Here is a 16,231-nt window from a genome sequence, read left to right as displayed (position 1 = left end):
ATGCGCGGCGTGTCGTGGGCCTTCTACGGGATTTGCTGGTGTGACGGCGCTGCGCCCGCTCAGGCGAGGCAGGCGTCGAGACCGTCGGTGATCAGGTCGCGCGGCAGTTCGATGCCGATGAACACCATCTTGTTGGTCTTCTTCTCGGCCGGTTGCCATTTCGCGGCGAGGTCGCTGCCCATCATTTGATGCACGCCCTGGAACACGACCTTGCGATCGACGCCCTTCATGTACAGCACGCCCTTGTAGCGCAGCAGGTGCTCGCCGTAGATCTGCAGGATGCCACCGAGGAAGTCCTCGAGCTTGTTCGGATCGAACGGACGATCGCTGCGGTACACGAACGACTTGATCTTGTCGTCGTGATGCGCGTGGTGGTGATGCCCATGATCGTGGCCTTCGTGATCGCAATGGCCATGGTCGTGATCGCAGTTCGCGTGATCGTGGTCATGGTCGTCGTGCGTGTGGCCGTGTTCGTCGTGCGCATGCGCGTGGCTGTGCGCGTGTTCGTCTTCGGCGAGGAAGTCCGGGTCGATTTCGAGCTTCGAGTTCAGGTTGAAGCCGCGCAGATCGAAAATTTCCTTGATGTCCGCTTCGCCGAAATTGACGACCCTGATCGCCGCCTTAGGGTTCATGTGCAGCAGACGGTGACGCAGATCGCCCACCTGCCGCTCATCGACGAGATCGGCCTTGGTGATGAACAGGCGGTCGGCAAAACCGACCTGGCGCTGCACCACTTCGTGCTCGTCGAGCTGACGGTCCGCGTGCTTCGCATCGACCAGCGTGATGATCGCGTCGAGCAGGAATTCGCTCGCGATCTGATCGTCCATGAAGAAGGTTTGCGCGACCGGGCCTGGATTTGCGAGGCCGGTGGTTTCGATCACGACACGATCGAAGTCCACTTCGCCCGCCTGCTTCTTCGCGGCCAGATCGTTGAGCACGCGCGACAGGTCGCCGCGAATCGTGCAGCAGATGCAGCCGTTGCTCATCTGGATGATCTGCTCGCTCGTGTCCTGCACGAGGATCTCGTTGTCGATGTTCTCTTCGCCAAACTCGTTCTCGATGACGGCGATCTTCATGCCGTGCTTTTCGTTCAGAATGCGCTTGAGCAGGGTGGTTTTACCGCTGCCGAGAAAGCCGGTCAGGATGGTGACTGGAATCATGTGGGTCGCCTGTAAGTCGTGAAACGGTGCGTGATCGAACGCTAGCGCAAGGCTAGCCAGAAGCGTGAGGCCGGCCGCCGCAGCCAGATGGCGCGGCCCTGTCCAGCCGGTTATTGAAACATATTTGCCTGGCGGGCGCAGGGGCGGCCGCCTTGCGGCCGGCTGATGTCCGGCCGCGCGGAGGCTGGCCGCTGCCGCCGCCGGCACGCGCAATTGCCCACGAAATATGGGCGATCAGGCGATTTGCAACAGCAGGCCCTTCAGATACTCCCCTTCGGGGAATGCCGTGAGCAGCGGATGATCGACGCCCGCGCCGAGCCGCTTCAGGATGCGTGCGTCGACGCGGGCGTCGGCGGCGGCGCCGGACACGATCTTCTGGAACAGTTCGGGATCGATCGCGCCCGAGCACGAGTAGGTGAACAGCAAACCGCCCGGACGCAGCAGCCTCAGGCCCGTCAGATTGATGTCCTTGTACGCGCGCGACGCGCGGTCCACGTGCTCGCGCGATGGCGCGAACTTCGGCGGATCGAGCACGATCAGGTCGAAACGTTCGCCCTCGTCGTAGAGGCGCCGCAGTGTCTTGAACGCGTCGGCGTCGAGCCAACTCGCGCGATCGGCGTCGAAGCCGTTGGCCGCGACGTTCTGCTGCGCGAGCGCGAGCGCTTCACCCGACGAATCGACCGACACCACGCGCTTCGCACCACCCTTGAGCGCCGCGAGTGAAAAGCCGCCGGTGTAGCAGAAGCAGTTCAGCACGTCGCGATCTTTCGCGAACTGCTGCACGAGCAGGCGGTTATCGCGCTGATCGACATAGAAGCCGGTCTTGTGGCCGTTGCGCACGTCGACGTGATAGCGCACGCCGTTTTCGCTTGAGATCAGCTGCTCCGAAGGCGGCTCGCCCGCGAGCACACCGGTGACCTGTTCGAGCCCTTCCTTCTGACGGATCGACACGTCCGAGCGCTCGTAGACGTTCGGGCAGCCGGTCGCGCCGATCAGCGCCGCGACGATCGCGTCCTTCCACGCCTCGACGCCGGCCGCCATGAACTGACAGACGATCTGGCTGCGCTGACCCGCGTCCTCGGCGACGTAGTAATCGACGATCAGCCCCGGCAGACCGTCCGCCTCGCCGAAGATCAGTCGCACGGCGCCGGTGTCGCGGACCATCGCCTGACGATGCGCGAACGCGCGCTGCACGCGGCGCTTGAAGAACGCGTGATCGATCGGCTCGGCTTCGTCGAAGCTCCACACGCGTGCGCGGATCTGCGAGTGCGGGCTGTAGGCGGCGCGCGCGAGGAAGCGGCCATCGTGCGCGCGCACGAGCACGGTCGCGCCGGGCGCGGGGCGGCCGTCGACATGTTCGATCGCATTGGCATAGACCCACGGATGGCGGCGCAGCAGCGATTTTTCTTTCGACGGTTTGAGCGTAACGGTATTCATCAGATGTCGGTGAGGTAGTAGCGATGGGGCGGCGCGTCGTGGCGCGCGGCCGGCAGTCGCGTGATCAGTTGCGTTTCTTGGCGCGAGGATGCGCGCTGTCGTAGACGTGGGCGAGGTGCTGGAAATCGAGGCCCGTATACACCTGCGTCGCGGTGATGCTCGCGTGTCCGAGCAGTTCCTGCACGGCGCGCAGATCGCCGCTCGACTGCAGCACGTGCGTCGCGAACGAATGGCGCAGCACGTGCGGATGCACGTTGGCAGGAATGCCGGCCGCGAGCGCCGCGCGCTTCACGCGCTCGCGCACGACGTTCGGCGACAGCCGGTTGCCGCGCGCCGACAGGAAGAGCGGATGCGGATCGTGGCGGACCATCCGTTCGCGCACCGCGAGCCATGCATTCAGCGCCGCGACCGCCTTGCTGCCCACCGGCACGACGCGGCGCCGGTTGCCTTTGCCGAGCACTTCGACTTCGCCGGAATCGAGCTTCAGCCAGCCGGCCGAGCGATAACCGTCGGCGTCGGCGAAACGCACGTCGAGGCCGACCAGTTCGGCGAGGCGCAGGCCCGACGAGTAGAACAGCTCGAGCATCGCGTGATCGCGCAGGCCTTCCGGGGAGTCGGCGGGCGGGCTGTCCATCAGGCGCGCGGTGTCGTCGACGGAAAGCGCCTTCGGCAGCGTTTTCGCCTGCTTCGGCGCGCGCACCGCGGCGACCGGATTGGCCGGCAGCTCGATTTGGCCCGCAAGCCAGCGATAAAACGCGCGCCACGCCGACAGCCGATGGCCGATCGACCGCGCGGTGAGGCCGCCCGCATGCGCGCGCGCGACGGCGCCGCGGATGTCGACGGCGGTGAGACTTTCGAGCGCTCGGCCTTTGGCGAGCAGCTTCAGTTCCGCGAGCTCATGCGTATAGCCGCGCAGCGTATGCTCCGACAGCCGCCGCTCGTGCTCGAGATGCGAGAGATAGGCGGCGATCGGGTCGGCGGCGGTCACGGTGGGCGGTGACGTTGCGTGGCTCAGCGCGGCAGCAGCCGGCTCAGCGCGGCGCTCGCGAGCGCGCCGATCTGCGTGAGGAAATCGGTGGCCATGCCTTCGTGGAAGCGTCGCGGGTCGGACGAGCCCATCACGAGCAGGCCGAACGTCGGCGCGTCTTCAGCACCTTCGGGGTCGCGCAGCGCAAGCAGCGCGATCGATTCGGTGGTCTGCGCCGTTTCGCCCGATGGGGCGCTGGGGTCGTCGGTCGCGCTTGCCGGCGGGTTGGCCGCGCCGTTGGACGCGCTCGCCGCCTGCGGGAGCCATTGCGCGGCCTCGAAGCCGGTGTTCGCGCCGCAGTAAGGCGTGCTCAGGCTGCCCGCGAAAATCCGCACTTCCTCGCTGACGTGGCGCGCGAAGTCGGCTTGCGCATAGGGCTCGGCGACGTCCCACACACGCAGTGCCGCTTGCGGCACGTCGAAGATATCGAGCAGACCGCCGGCGATCGTGCGCGGCAGCGCGTACGGATCGCGCTCAGCCATCACGCGGATGGTCCAGCGGTTGAACTTCGCCGCGATGCTGTCGTTCTCGTGACCGTAGCGCAGCAGTTCGGCCAGACGCCGTTCGAGATGCTTGTTCTTGTCGCGCAGCATCTCCATTTGCCGCTCCTGCAGCGACACCGCGGCTTTGCCGTGCGGGTTCGCGAGCCGGATGGTCGCGAGCGTTTCCGCGTGTTCGACGAAGAATTCGGGATTGGCGAGCAGGTATTCGGCGACTTCGCGATCGTTCATGGTTTCGGCGTGAGGACTACGGGATGGCCGCCTCGCGGCGGCGCGTAGGTCAATGAGTTAGACGGAGGGCGCCACGGCGGCCGGGCTGGACGGATTGTGCTGCGACGAGTCGGGCGATGCGCTCGACGCATCTTCTGCCAACTCGATCTCCCCTTCGAAGACGGTGACCGCGGGGCCGGCCATCAGCAGCGGCGCGCCTGGTTGCGCGATGTCCCACGTGATCGTCAGATCGCCGCCGTGCGTGTGCACGAGCACCGGCGAATCCAGCAGGCCGCGCCGAATACCGGCCGCGACCGCCGCGCACGCGCCGGTGCCGCACGCGAGCGTTTCGCCCGCGCCGCGTTCGTAGACGCGCAGCCTGATCTCGTTGCGGTTGACGATCTGCATGAAGCCCGCATTGACCCGCTGCGGGAAGCGCGTGTGCCGCTCGATGGCCGGACCTTCGACCAGCACAGGGAACGCCTCGGCATGGTCGACGACCTGCACCGCATGCGGGTTGCCCATCGACACCACCGACATCCAGCGCGTCGTGCCGTTCACGTCGAGCGGCCAGAGCGTATCCGCGCCTTCGCGGCGGCCTTGCAGACCTTTGGTCGCGAACGGCACGAGTTCGGGATCGAACACGGGCGTGCCCATGTCGACGATCACCTCGCCGTTGTCCTGCATCGTCAGCGTGATCGTGCCTTTCTGGACTTGCACGCGCACGCTGCGCTGGTCGGTGAGACCGCGCTCGCGCACGAACTTGACGAAGCAGCGCGCGCCGTTGCCGCAATGTTCGACCTCGCCGCCGTCGCAATTGAAGATGCGATATCTGAAATCGACGCCTTCGACGGTCGGCTTTTCGACCAGCAGCAACTGGTCGGCACCGACGCCGAAATGGCGATTCGCGAGCGCGCGCACCTGCGCCGTGGTCAGTTCAAGCGGTTGGGTATAGCCGTCGAGCACGACGAAGTCGTTACCCGCGCCGTGCATTTTGGTGAATTTGAGCTTCACGTTTTTCGTGTATCCGTTGCTGCGTAGGGCTTCGCGCGTGCGGGCGGAGCCGAAAATCCGGGCTTTGCCGGCTGTTGGGTGAATCACCCTTTCGAGCCGTGCTGGGCCAATAGCAGATGATACACGTTGGCCCATCGGAAACGGTATGGCGGGCAAGGGGCCTGGATGCCGCCTCACGTGCGCTCATCGACGTGCTCCGACTGCTGGGAGCCGGGTCCCAGCGCCATCTTCAATACACCCCAGGCACTCCCGGCGGCCGCGTCTTGAACCGCTTGTGCACCCAGTAATACTGCTCGGGCATCAGCGGAATCTGCTCTTCGAGAAATTCGTTCATGCGTCGCGCATCGGCGTCATCATCGCCGGTCGGATAGTTGTCCCAAGGCTTGAAGACCTTGAGCCGGTAGCCCTTGTAGTTCGGCAGCACTTCGCCGATGAACGGTACCACCTGCGCGTGCCCGACCTTAGCGAGACGGCCGACCGCGGTCAGCGTGCAGGTCGGCACGCCGAAGAACGGCACGAACGTCGAATTGCGCGCGCCGTAGTCCATGTCCGCGCCGAGCATCACCGGTTTGCGTTCGCGCAGCCAGCGCAGTACGACGCGCGCGCTGTCCGCGCGGCTTGCCATGTCCGCGCCGAAACGCGCACGCGCCGCTTTCGCGACTGCCTCGAGCTCCTGATTCGACATCGGCTGATACAGCGAGCCGCACTGGCGCTTCAATGAGTAGTTCAGAAAAATCGAACCGGCCTCGATGCCGACAAAGTGAAAGCCGAGAAAGAGCGTCGGCGGCAGGTTCGGGTCGGTCAGATCGATTGCGCTGTCGAGCTGGATCAGCTTTTCGAGCTTCTTCGCCGAGCCGAACCACTGCACGCTGCGCTCGAGATAGCTGCGGATCGCGTGACGGAAGTGCTTCTGCGCGACGTCCTCGCGGCGCTCGTCGCTCCAGTCGGGGAAGCACAGCTTCAGATTCGTATGAACGATGCGCTTGCGACGGCTCGGGATTTGATAGAGCAGCCAGCCGAGCCCGTCGCCGAGACGGGCGACGAATCCATATGGCAATAAGGCAAAGAGTTTGAGCAGCCCGACTGCGAGCTTCGCGCCGTAGCTACTCAGCATGCAGCCTCCGGGCGCACGGCGCTGCTAGGGGCGGGATTGCGGGGAGCGGAAAAATTGGCGTGATACCGCACTCGTGGACACTCTGTGACATTCAAAGGAAGTCGCTATAATAAGGGCTTCGCCGAGTTAATAGACAACTTGCGGGGCGAAGCCGGCGGGTGCGGTCCATGGGTTTCCATGAGTCAAGCGTCCATCGGTAAGGTAATCCGCTAAAGCGTCGCCGCTTCAGACTCCCGAAGTCGGCTACGTGGAACGCAACCGTAACCACTAACAGGAGTCTGCAACGTGGCAAACGACTACTTCTTCACTTCCGAATCCGTTTCCGAAGGCCATCCCGACAAAGTCGCGGACCAGATCTCGGACGCGATCCTCGACGCCATCCTCGCTCAAGACAAGTACTCGCGTGTCGCGGCCGAAACGCTGTGCAATACGGGTCTCGTCGTGCTGGCCGGTGAAATCACCACTACCGCGAACGTCGACTACATCCAGATCGCGCGCAACACGATCAAGCGCATCGGCTACGACAACACAGACTACGGCATCGACTACCGCGGCTGCGCGGTGCTCGTCGCCTACGACAAGCAGTCGCCGGACATCGCCCAGGGCGTGGACCGCGCGCACGACAACAACCTCGATCAAGGCGCGGGCGACCAAGGTCTGATGTTCGGTTACGCGTGCGAGGAAACGCCGGAACTGATGCCGCTGCCGATCCACCTGTCGCACCGTCTCGTCGAGCGCCAGGCGAATCTGCGCCGCGACGGCCGTTTGCCCTGGCTGCGTCCGGACGCGAAGTCGCAGGTCACCGTGCGCTACGTCGACGGCAAGCCGCATTCGATCGACACCGTCGTGCTGTCCACCCAGCATGCACCGGACATCGAGCTCGACACGCTGCGCGAAGCGGTGATCGAAGAAGTGATCAAACCGACGCTGCCGGCCGAGCTGATGAAGGGTGATATCAAGTACCTCGTGAACCCGACCGGTCGCTTCGTGATCGGCGGTCCGCAGGGCGATTGCGGTCTGACGGGCCGCAAGATCATCGTCGATACGTACGGTGGCGCGGCACCGCACGGCGGCGGCGCGTTCTCGGGCAAGGACCCGTCGAAGGTCGACCGCTCGGCGGCTTACGCCGGCCGTTACGTCGCGAAGAACATCGTGGCCGCGGGCCTCGCGTCGCGCTGCCTGATCCAGGTGTCGTACGCGATCGGCGTCGCTCAGCCGACCTCGGTGATGGTCAACACCTTCGGCACCGGCCGCGTGTCGGATGCGACGATCACGGAACTCGTGCGTCAGCATTTCGACTTGCGTCCGAAGGGCATCATCCAGATGCTCGACCTGCTGCGCCCGGTCTATGAGAAGAGCGCGGCGTATGGCCACTTCGGCCGCGAAGAGCCGGAATTCACGTGGGAAGCCACCGACAAGGCGCTCGCACTCGCCGAAGCGGCAGGCACCGAGCCGGTCGCGGCAATCGCGTAACTAGCGCGTAACCAGCGCGAGTCGATAGTTACCTGAAAGCGAAAAACCCCGCCGGCGTGAGCCGGGCGGGGTTTTTCTTCGTCCGTCGACGGCGTAACGATGCCGTCGCGCTCGAAGTCTTGCACTAGCCACTCAACGCGCAACAGCAACTCACCGGCCCAGCAATCTCAGCGGCTCGCAAACGCAAACGCGAACCACCCGCTGCTGCTCGTCGACAGCCGACGCGGTCGGCGGCTCGCAGGCGTGCGCACCGCCGGCGCGTGTTTCGCGACCGCGAGGTGCAACGGTGTCGGCTTGCGCAGCAATGTGCGCAGCGACAGACGGCGCGTGCCGCTCTGCTGGCGCAGCGCCGAGAAGAACGTATGGAACCAGGTGCGAAAGCCGTCGACGGCCTTCGCGTCGCGCCACTGCTCGCCGAGCGCGCGGGTGCGCGCGGCATGGTGACGCAGCGCCCGCATCATATGACGGCGCGCGGGACGCGCCGCTTTCAGCGCGGCGCGGGTAAGACGGGTGCTCAAAAGAGTATGCATGGCTTCACATTTAGGCAATGAACCGCACGTCGGCGCGTGCATCGGATGTGCACGGACAAACAGCACCATATGTGCCAATGACGGGGTTGCGATGAACGGCCTGAAAGCCGGAAATTCGGTGCGCGTCGTGTCGCGAGAGATCGCGACGCGAAACATGGCGCGCAGCGCAGCGAAGGTACAACGCGGAGAAACCGACGGCACGAGCCTTGACGGCCTGCGCACAATAGAAAACTGCGTAAGCGGCGATCGACATGCGAGCAGGCTACACGGGAATCGTGACGTCAGAAAGTCGGGTTAGTACCCTGCGAGATCGAATTCCCTCAGGATCGAATCGTCGCCGACACCAAGCTGGTTTCACTTGTGACGGGCGATTTGCGTGCATATTTGACCAGCGAATGTGCGATGCGGGTGCACCGCACGCTTGAAACCGGTGCATTGGCGCGCCGCGAAACAACGCACCCCGATCGCGCCCGTTTTACAATCGAACATCAGTTAGTCGACGTTAACGGAACGCCATGTCACTCCATTCGAAGAAAGAGCAGATTCAAACGTTGCGGGAGCAGGGTTTTGTCGTTGTGCCAGGACTCGTGTCGCCCGAGCGTTGCGACGAGCTGAAGCGGATCGCACAGCGGCAGCTGCAGGAAGCGGCGGCACCGATCGAATTCGAAGCGGATCTGAAGTATCCGGGCGCGCCGTCATCGAAAGATGCGCCGGGCGGACATACGGTGCGGCGCCTGCTCGACGCGTACGGTCGTCACCCCGCGTTCGCGCAATGGGCGACCGCGCCCGAAATCCGTGGCTGGATGGAACTGTATTTTGGCGAGGAGCCGCGACTGTCGCGCGCGCATCACAACTGCATGATGACCAAGCACCCCGCATACGGCAGCCTGACCGGCTGGCATCGCGACGTGCGTTACTGGTCGTTCGAGCGCGACGACCTGGTGTCGGTGTGGCTCGCGGTCGGCCCGGAAACCATCGATAACGGCGCGCTGTGGTTCGTGCCGCAATCGCATGGCGCCGCCTTCACGTCCGAGCGTTTCGACGAAGCGAAATTTTTCCGCACGGATCTCGCCGAGAACGAGGCGGCGATCCGCACCGCGGTGTCGCCGGAGCTGAAGACCGGCGACGTGGTGTTCTTCCACTGCAACACGCTCCACTCGGCCGGCAAGAATCTCAGCGATCAGGTGAAGTTCTCGCTGGTGTTCACCTATCACGGCGTAAGCAACGTGCCGCTGCCCGGCACGCGCTCGGCCGCGAAGCCCGAGATCGCGTTCTAGCTATTTTCGTCGTGGGCGTCGCGCGGACGCTCAGCGCTTGCGCCCCGACATCGCGATTCCCGTCAGCCCGGCGAGCGTCGCCACCACGCCCGCGACGATCAGCACGATCGCCTTGTTGCTCGGCGAACCGGTAAAGAAGCGCGACACGTCGCTGCTCACCGAATTGAACGCCTGCCCGCCGAAATACAGCAGCACGATGCCGCCGACAATCAGCGCGATCGAAATCGCCTTCGCCATCTGCACCTCCCATCAACTTGAACCGGCCAGAGTGTAGGTGAGCCGCGCGTGCTCGTCCATCCCGCATACTGGGTGCCTGCAAGCGCCGCGTCGATTGGCTAACATAGCGGTCTAGCCGCACCACGGCGACATCACGACAATAAATCCCCGAGCAGCACGCCTCCCGCAACGCGCGAATCCTCACGCCCGCAATTCTCGGGCGATCTCATCGACAAGGACACTAGCAATGGCTTACGAAGCAGCTTCAGAACGCTATTCGGACATGCAATACCGCGTCTGCGGCAAGTCGGGTCTCAAACTGCCGGCGCTGTCGCTCGGCCTGTGGCACAACTTCGGCGACACCACGCCGATCTCGACGCAGCGTGACATCCTGCGCACGGCGTTCGACCTCGGCATTACGCACTTCGATCTGGCGAACAACTATGGCCCGCCGTACGGCAGCGCGGAAACCAATTTCGGCCGTCTGTTCAAGGACGATTTCAAGCCGTATCGCGACGAGCTGCTGATTTCGTCGAAGGCCGGTTGGGATATGTGGCCGGGTCCGTACGGCCAGGGCGGCGGCTCGCGCAAGTACGTGCTCGCGAGTCTCGACCAGAGCCTGAAGCGCATGGGCCTCGAATACGTCGATATCTTCTATTCGCATCGCTTCGACGCGCACACGCCGCTCGAAGAAACCGCGGGCGCGTTGGCGAGCGCGGTGCAGCAGGGCAAGGCGCTCTACATCGGCATCTCGTCGTACTCGTCGGCGAAGACCCGCGAAATGACCAGGCTGCTCGCCGAATACAAGGTGCCGCTGCTGATCCATCAGCCGTCCTACAACATGCTGAACCGCTGGATCGAACACGACCTGCTCGATACGCTCGCCGAAGTCGGCGCGGGCGCGATCGCGTTCACGCCTCTCGCGCAAGGGCTGTTGACCGGCAAGTACCTGAACGGCGTGCCGGCCGATGCGCGCGTCAACAAGCCGGGCGGCGGTTCGCTGAAAGACGAGCATCTGAACCCGCAGAACATCGAACACGTGAGGAAGCTCAACGACATCGCACAGCGCCGTGGTCAGAGCCTCGCGCAGATGGCGCTCGCATGGGCGTTGCGCGATCAGCGCGTGACGTCGGTGCTGATCGGCGCGAGCCGCGCGGAGCAGGTGCGCGAGAACGTCGGCGCGCTGAAGAACCTCGCATTCTCGGCCGACGAACTCGCCGAAATCGATCGCTATGCGACCGAAGGCGGGATCAACCTGTGGGAAAAGCCATCGACGGACCAGGCGATCTGATCGCGTGAGGAGCCAGCCGTCCGCGCAACAGGCGGACCGAACGAACGGCAAAACGAAGCCGCACGCTCAGCGTGCGGCTTTTTCGTTGGTACTTCGCGCCGCGCCGCTACACGAGCGCCGGCAGACCCTCGACCAGCGCCACCGCGCACATCACACCGATCAGCGCGCCCAGCACACGCAGCGCGTTGTGTCGCAACTCGGTTTTGCAGGGCAGCGCGCCGACGAATAGCGCACCCGCTAACGCCATCGGAATGACCAGGATGAAATCGCCGATCGTGAAGTACGTCATCTTCGTCTCCTCCCATGCAGGATGGATGCTATGTCGTTCCGGCAGAGGCTGCGGTTTTGAAATCATGCAGCACCAGTGCACGAATCGAGTATAGGAGACGGATGGAGCGGTGCGGCGGCGCGAGCTTGCGCGCCGGCGCTTATTCGCAAGCTGCTGAACCCCGGCGCGACGGGCGTGCGGCGATTGGCGCGGCGCAACAAAACACGGCGCAAAGTATCGAGCGTTCACTTACGCAAGCCTTTCGTTTTGCGCCGATCCATGCGGGATCGATGATCGCGCGCGGCTATTCGCGTGCGCGCAGGCGTGTCGCCGCGACCAGGCCGATCACAAGCAGCGCACCGACCAGCCCGACGACCCCGTTCCAGCCATGACCGGCCCACACGTGGCCGCCATACGAGCCGACCAGGCTCGAGCCGATGTAGTACGCGAGCAGGTACAGCGCCGCAGCCTGGCCTTTCGCATCTTTCGCCAGACGCCCGACCCAGCCGCTCGCGACCGAATGCCCGGCAAAGAACCCGAATGTCACGCACGCGATGCCGGTCGCGACCGCCGCGAGCGGATGCAGCATCGTCAGCGCGAGGCCGAACACCATCAGCAGCAGGCTCCCCATCAGCACGCGCGCGCGGCCGAACGTATCGGCCATGCGCCCGGACCACGGCGACGCGACCACACCGACCAGATAGACGATGAAGATCGCGCCGATCTCCGTCTGATTCAGCCGATACGGCGGCGCGAGCAGCCGGTAGCCGATGTAGTTGTACAGCGTGACGAAGCTGCCCATCAGAACGAAGCCGAGCAGGAACAGCAGCGGCAAGCCCGGTCGCGTGAACTGCCGCAACAGCAGCGTGCGGTGATGCGCGAAGCCGAGCCCGCGGCGTGGCACGAAATGGCGCGATGGAGGCAGCAGTGCGCGGAACGCGAGCATCGACAGCAGGCCGAGCACGCCGATCGTGCCGATTGCGACGCGCCATGAAAACAGATCGGCGACCACGCCGGTGATCACCCGCCCGGCCATGCCGCCGATCGCCGTGCCGCCGACGTACAAACCCATCGCGAGACCGAGACCGTCGGGATGCACTTCCTCGGCGAGATAGGCCATCGCGACGGCCGGCACGCCGCCGAGCGCGAGCCCTTCGAGCGTGCGCAGCACGAGCAGCTGATTCCAGTGCGGCGCCACGGATACGCCAATCGTCAGCACCGACGACACCGTCAGCGACAGCGTCATCAGCTTGTGCCGACTCCAACCCTCGGAGACGAAACCGGCGACGAAAATCGCCAGCGCGAGCGCCGCGGTGGATAGCGACAGCGACAGACTGCTTTGCGCCGGCGTCACGTTGAACGCTTCGGAGAACGACGGCAGCAGCGGTTGCACGCAGTAAAGCAGCGAGAACGTCGCATAGCCGGCGAACAGCAGCGCGAGGCTGGCGCGCCAGTACGCGCGCGAGCCGCGTTCGAGATAGGGGATGTCCGACACGCTGGCGGTGCGGGTGGAAGCAACTGAAGCTGCAACGGGGGAGGGAACGGCAGATGCAGTCCGCTGGGATTGCGGCGGCAGGGTCACAACAGAACTCCTTGGGTCACACGGAAACGCGCGAAAGGCGTTAAGGATACGCTGAAAACTCGCTTCGAGCCCGTGGCGTGGGCAACGCGCGCGCCCTTCACGCCTCGCATGTCGCGCGCCCGTCTCCCGGCGCTAGCCGTGCGCGCCCGCGTCGTTGGCCGGCGCCGGCGTCTGCGTCGCACCCGAAGTCGCGGACGGCGGATGCCCGACCACATCGTCGCCCGGCAGTCCCGACGTATCCCAGCCGCCGCCGAGCGCCTTCACGAGCGCGACGCTCGCGGCCATCCGGCGGCGCGCGATCGACACCGCGTTGCGCTCGTTGGTGAGCGTGGTCGTCTGCGCGACGACCACGTCGAGATAGGTGATCGCGCCGTTCCGGTAGCGGTCCGACACGACCGCGAGCGCGCGCCGCGCGGCCGCGACCGCGTCGTCCTGGGCGGCCGCTTCCTGTTCCAGCACGCGCAGCGCGGCGAGATTGTCCTCGACCTGGCCGAACGCGTTCAGCACCGTTTGCCGATATTGCGCGACGCTTTCGTCGTAGTGCGCGCGCGCCTGATCCTTGGCGGCCGCGCGGCCGCCGAAGTCGAGCAGTGTGCCCGCGAGCGTCGGCCCGAGCGACCACAGCCGGCTCGGCGCGAGCAGCCATTGGCTGTAATTGGTCGCTTCGAGTCCGCCCGTCACGGCCAGCACGAGGTTCGGGAAAAACGCCGCGGTGGCCACGCCGATCTGCGCGTTCATCGCGGCGACGTGCCGCTCGGCCGCAGCGATGTCGGGACGCCGCTCGAGCAATCCGGACGGCACGCCGGTCGCCGCGACGACCGGCACCGCGACGAGCGGCGCGACCGGCAGCGTGAAGCTCGACGGCGGCTGACCCATCAGGATCGCGATCGCATGTTCGAGCTGCGCGCGCTGCACGCCGAGATCGAGCGCCTGCGCCTGGGTCGTCTTCAGCTGCGCTTGTGCCTGCGCGACATCGGCATCGGTCGCGATGCCGCCGGCGTAGCGATGCTGAGTCAGTTCGAGCGCCTGCTGGTAGGCCTTGATCGTGTCGTCGAGGAGTCGGCGCTCCTGGTCGAGCCCGCGCAGCTCGAAGTAATCGGTGGCGAGCTCGGCCTGCATCGACAGCAGCGCGGCGTCGACGTCGGCGGCGCTCGCCTGCGCGCCAGCCTTCGCGCCTTCGACGCTGCGCGACACGCGGCCCCACAGGTCCGGTTCCCACGACGCGTCGACCTGCACCAGATAGTCGTTCAGCGCGAGACCGGCGGTCGATTTATGCAGCACGTTCTCCGAGGTCCGCGTGCGCGAATACTGGACGCCCGCGGTGACCACCGGGAAGAATTGCGAGCGATATTGCGCGACGCTCGCGCGCGCCGCGCGAAAGCGCGCTTCGGCGGCCTGCACGTCCTGGTTCGCGCTCGCGACCTGCGGTTCGAGTGCATCGAGCGATGCGTCGCCGTAGATGCGCCACCACGCGCCGCGCGTGAGCGTGTCAGCGGGTTGCGCGGGCTTCCAGCCGGTGCCCTCGAGTTCGCGCCAGGTCGCGGGCGTGACGGCGGCGGGCTTCACGTAGTCGGGGCCGACGGTGCAGGCGCCGAGCGCGCCGGCGAGAGCCAGCGCGACTGCCGGGGCGCGAATGGAAACGCTCGCCGACCCGCGCGCGAATTCAGCCGAAGACGCAAGCACGCGCCGCAAAACCGACATCTTCATCATCACGTCCTCGCGCCCGGCCGCGCGCCGGCTAGCGCCGCCGGCGAGCTGGCCGCCGCGCCGGTCGCACCGGCTCCAGCCGCGCCTTCCGAAGCCGGACCCTCTTCCGCCTTGCGCGGCACGATGCGCACCGGTGCGCCATCGACGATCGAATCCTGCGGATTCAGGATCACCTGCTCGTTGCCCTGCAAGCCCGCCACGATCGCGACGCGCGTGCCGAAGTCCGTGCCGAGCGATACCGGCAGCAGCTTCACCTTGTGCTGGGGATCGACGGTCGCGACCTTGACGCCGTCGGGGCGGAACAGCAGCGCGTTGCCCGGCAGCGTGAACGACGCCGTGCCCGCGCCGAGCGCGAAATGCACCTGCGCGTACGCGCCCGGCAACAGCTCGCCGCTGTGATTGTCGACGTCGACTTCGACGAGCATCGTGCGCTGCTGCGGATCGACCGCGCCGGCGGTGCGCGCGACCGTGCCCGGATAGTGCCGCGACGGCATCTCGGTCAGCGTCAGAAACGCGCTCTGCTGCGCGCGCACCTGCTGCGCGTACGCTTGCGGCACGTTCACATAGACACGCAGCCGGTCCGCCTGAGCGACATGAAACAGTTCCTTCGCGGGACCGCCCGAGCTGCCCGCGTCAATCAGCGCGCCGACGTCGACGTTGCGCGCGGTCACGGTGCCGTCGAACGGCGCATAGACTTTCTGGAACGACTGGGTCTTTTCGAGTCGTGCGACGTTGAAACGCGCGGCGTCGAGCGTGGCCTTTTTCGCGAGCATGTCGCCGACTTTTTCGTCGGTCTCCTGCTTCGACACCGACTTGCTTCTGAACATATCCGTCCAGCGATCCGCGGTGCTCTTCGCCAGCGCGTAATTCGCTTCGGCGTTCGCGAGATCGGCGCGGGCGGCGCGCAACTGGTCGTCGATTTCGGGCGTGTCGATTTCCGCGAGCAACTGGCCGCTCTTCACGCGCGCGCCGATGTCGGCGTACCACTTCTTCAGATAGCCGTTGGTGCGTGCGTAGATCGGCGTGTCGAGGAAGGCCTGCACGTTGCCGGGCAACGTCAGATCGAACCCGGCCGACGACTTCTGCGGCTGCACGACTTCGACGCTCATCTGGCTCGTGTGCTCGGCATCGCGTTCGAGCGCCGCATGCGCATCGTGGCGCGACCAGATGCCTTGCGCGGCGAGCGCGAGCACCGCGACGGCGGCGGCGATCATGATCAGGTGCGTGCGTCGCGCTTTCGCCGGATCATGCGCGGCGTGACCGCCAGAGCCAGAGCCAGAGCCCGAACCCGAACCCGAACCCGAACCCGAGCCGCCGGGACGTTGTGCTTCCATCAAGCTTCCCCTTCGAAATTGCATGGGCAGTCGAGGCTGCCTCTTGTGTCGTGGCATCGCATGTTGCGCGTGCCAGTTGGTACGGTCATCG

The 16,231-nt window shown here is 65.5% G+C and carries 15 protein-coding genes; 3 read left to right on the top strand and 12 right to left on the bottom strand.

What is annotated here, in order from left to right; all coding sequences use genetic code 11:
- Positions 1-59 precede the first annotated feature (59 nt).
- The 6 genes from AB4Y34_RS18445 to AB4Y34_RS18420 all read right to left on the bottom strand — a co-directional run bounded on the left by AB4Y34_RS18445 (position 60) and on the right by AB4Y34_RS18420 (position 6,462).
- Positions 60-1,160 (bottom strand): GTP-binding protein, encoded by a 1,101-nt coding sequence (locus AB4Y34_RS18445; RefSeq protein ID WP_176380667.1) that lies wholly within the window; start codon positions 1,158-1,160, stop codon positions 60-62.
- A 234-nt stretch (positions 1,161-1,394) separates the two neighbouring features.
- Positions 1,395-2,597: a class I SAM-dependent rRNA methyltransferase gene (locus AB4Y34_RS18440; protein WP_368716810.1), complete on the bottom strand. Its 1,203-nt coding sequence runs from the start codon at positions 2,595-2,597 to the stop codon at positions 1,395-1,397.
- A gap of 64 nt (positions 2,598-2,661) precedes the next feature.
- Entirely contained in the window at positions 2,662-3,585 is a 924-nt protein-coding gene (gene xerC, locus AB4Y34_RS18435; protein ID WP_368716809.1) for a tyrosine recombinase XerC, read from the bottom strand.
- Positions 3,586-3,608: 23 nt separating this feature from the next.
- The gene (locus AB4Y34_RS18430) at positions 3,609-4,355 is read right to left on the bottom strand and encodes a DUF484 family protein (RefSeq protein ID WP_176380670.1); all 747 of its coding nucleotides are present in this window, start codon (positions 4,353-4,355) and stop codon (positions 3,609-3,611) included.
- A 57-nt stretch (positions 4,356-4,412) separates the two neighbouring features.
- The gene (gene dapF, locus AB4Y34_RS18425; protein WP_368716808.1) at positions 4,413-5,348 is read right to left on the bottom strand and encodes a diaminopimelate epimerase; all 936 of its coding nucleotides are present in this window, start codon (positions 5,346-5,348) and stop codon (positions 4,413-4,415) included.
- Between the two features lie 229 nt (positions 5,349-5,577).
- The gene (locus AB4Y34_RS18420; RefSeq protein ID WP_176109805.1) at positions 5,578-6,462 is read right to left on the bottom strand and encodes a lipid A biosynthesis lauroyl acyltransferase; all 885 of its coding nucleotides are present in this window, start codon (positions 6,460-6,462) and stop codon (positions 5,578-5,580) included.
- A 285-nt stretch (positions 6,463-6,747) separates the two neighbouring features.
- On the opposite strand from AB4Y34_RS18420, the gene metK reads away from it, so the two are divergent.
- The gene (gene metK / locus AB4Y34_RS18415) at positions 6,748-7,935 is read left to right on the top strand and encodes a methionine adenosyltransferase (protein ID WP_368716807.1); all 1,188 of its coding nucleotides are present in this window, start codon (positions 6,748-6,750) and stop codon (positions 7,933-7,935) included.
- Between the two features lie 167 nt (positions 7,936-8,102).
- On the opposite strand, the gene AB4Y34_RS18410 is transcribed toward metK, so the two are convergent.
- Positions 8,103-8,465 carry a hypothetical protein gene (locus AB4Y34_RS18410; protein WP_176380674.1) on the bottom strand — a complete coding sequence of 121 codons (363 nt, stop codon included), beginning with the start codon at positions 8,463-8,465 and terminating at the stop codon, positions 8,103-8,105.
- 515 nt (positions 8,466-8,980) lie between these two features.
- Here AB4Y34_RS18410 and AB4Y34_RS18405 point away from each other — a divergent pair.
- Positions 8,981-9,742: a phytanoyl-CoA dioxygenase family protein gene (locus tag AB4Y34_RS18405; protein ID WP_368716806.1), complete on the top strand. Its 762-nt coding sequence runs from the start codon at positions 8,981-8,983 to the stop codon at positions 9,740-9,742.
- A 30-nt stretch (positions 9,743-9,772) separates the two neighbouring features.
- On the opposite strand, the gene AB4Y34_RS18400 is transcribed toward AB4Y34_RS18405, so the two are convergent.
- The gene (locus AB4Y34_RS18400) at positions 9,773-9,979 is read right to left on the bottom strand and encodes a DUF3185 family protein (protein ID WP_152851698.1); all 207 of its coding nucleotides are present in this window, start codon (positions 9,977-9,979) and stop codon (positions 9,773-9,775) included.
- Positions 9,980-10,205: 226 nt separating this feature from the next.
- Between AB4Y34_RS18400 and mgrA the strand changes: the two genes are divergently transcribed.
- The gene (gene mgrA / locus AB4Y34_RS18395; protein ID WP_176380676.1) at positions 10,206-11,249 is read left to right on the top strand and encodes an L-glyceraldehyde 3-phosphate reductase; all 1,044 of its coding nucleotides are present in this window, start codon (positions 10,206-10,208) and stop codon (positions 11,247-11,249) included.
- Between the two features lie 106 nt (positions 11,250-11,355).
- Here the strand turns inward: mgrA and AB4Y34_RS18390 are convergent, their stop codons facing one another.
- The 4 genes from AB4Y34_RS18390 to AB4Y34_RS18375 form a co-directional block, all read right to left on the bottom strand.
- On the bottom strand, positions 11,356-11,538 hold the full coding sequence (locus AB4Y34_RS18390; RefSeq protein ID WP_008923386.1) for a hypothetical protein: 183 nt from the start codon (positions 11,536-11,538) through the stop codon (positions 11,356-11,358).
- Positions 11,539-11,821: 283 nt separating this feature from the next.
- Positions 11,822-13,012: an MFS transporter gene (locus AB4Y34_RS18385; RefSeq protein WP_368716805.1), complete on the bottom strand. Its 1,191-nt coding sequence runs from the start codon at positions 13,010-13,012 to the stop codon at positions 11,822-11,824.
- Between the two features lie 219 nt (positions 13,013-13,231).
- Entirely contained in the window at positions 13,232-14,800 is a 1,569-nt protein-coding gene (locus AB4Y34_RS18380) for an efflux transporter outer membrane subunit (protein WP_368716853.1), read from the bottom strand.
- Positions 14,801-14,808: 8 nt separating this feature from the next.
- Positions 14,809-16,140, bottom strand: coding sequence for an efflux RND transporter periplasmic adaptor subunit (locus AB4Y34_RS18375; RefSeq protein WP_368716804.1), 1,332 nt, complete (start codon positions 16,138-16,140; stop codon positions 14,809-14,811).
- Between the last annotated feature and the right edge of the window lie 91 nt (positions 16,141-16,231).

This window comes from Paraburkholderia sp. BR10954, from assembly GCF_040965775.1.
GTDB lineage: Bacteria > Pseudomonadota > Gammaproteobacteria > Burkholderiales > Burkholderiaceae > Paraburkholderia > Paraburkholderia youngii.
Note: the sequence above shows the minus strand (reverse complement) of the source record. Positions and strands in the feature narration are given on the sequence as shown.

Excerpts from the sequence above, each read along its gene's own strand:
- AB4Y34_RS18380 (WP_368716853.1), bottom strand. The coding sequence starts at position 14,800 with ATGTCGGTTTTGCGGCGCGTGCTTGCGTCTTCGGCTGAATTCGCGCGC.
- AB4Y34_RS18405 (WP_368716806.1), top strand. The coding sequence starts at position 8,981 with ATGTCACTCCATTCGAAGAAAGAGCAGATTCAAACGTTGCGGGAGCAG.
- mgrA (WP_176380676.1), top strand. The coding sequence starts at position 10,206 with ATGGCTTACGAAGCAGCTTCAGAACGCTATTCGGACATGCAATACCGC.
- AB4Y34_RS18375 (WP_368716804.1), bottom strand. The coding sequence starts at position 16,140 with ATGGAAGCACAACGTCCCGGCGGCTCGGGTTCGGGTTCGGGTTCGGGT.
- AB4Y34_RS18445 (WP_176380667.1), bottom strand. The coding sequence starts at position 1,160 with ATGATTCCAGTCACCATCCTGACCGGCTTTCTCGGCAGCGGTAAAACC.
- AB4Y34_RS18430 (WP_176380670.1), bottom strand. The coding sequence starts at position 4,355 with ATGAACGATCGCGAAGTCGCCGAATACCTGCTCGCCAATCCCGAATTC.
- AB4Y34_RS18400 (WP_152851698.1), bottom strand. The coding sequence starts at position 9,979 with ATGGCGAAGGCGATTTCGATCGCGCTGATTGTCGGCGGCATCGTGCTG.
- AB4Y34_RS18420 (WP_176109805.1), bottom strand. The coding sequence starts at position 6,462 with ATGCTGAGTAGCTACGGCGCGAAGCTCGCAGTCGGGCTGCTCAAACTC.
- AB4Y34_RS18390 (WP_008923386.1), bottom strand. The coding sequence starts at position 11,538 with ATGACGTACTTCACGATCGGCGATTTCATCCTGGTCATTCCGATGGCG.
- AB4Y34_RS18440 (WP_368716810.1), bottom strand. The coding sequence starts at position 2,597 with ATGAATACCGTTACGCTCAAACCGTCGAAAGAAAAATCGCTGCTGCGC.
- AB4Y34_RS18410 (WP_176380674.1), bottom strand. The coding sequence starts at position 8,465 with ATGCATACTCTTTTGAGCACCCGTCTTACCCGCGCCGCGCTGAAAGCG.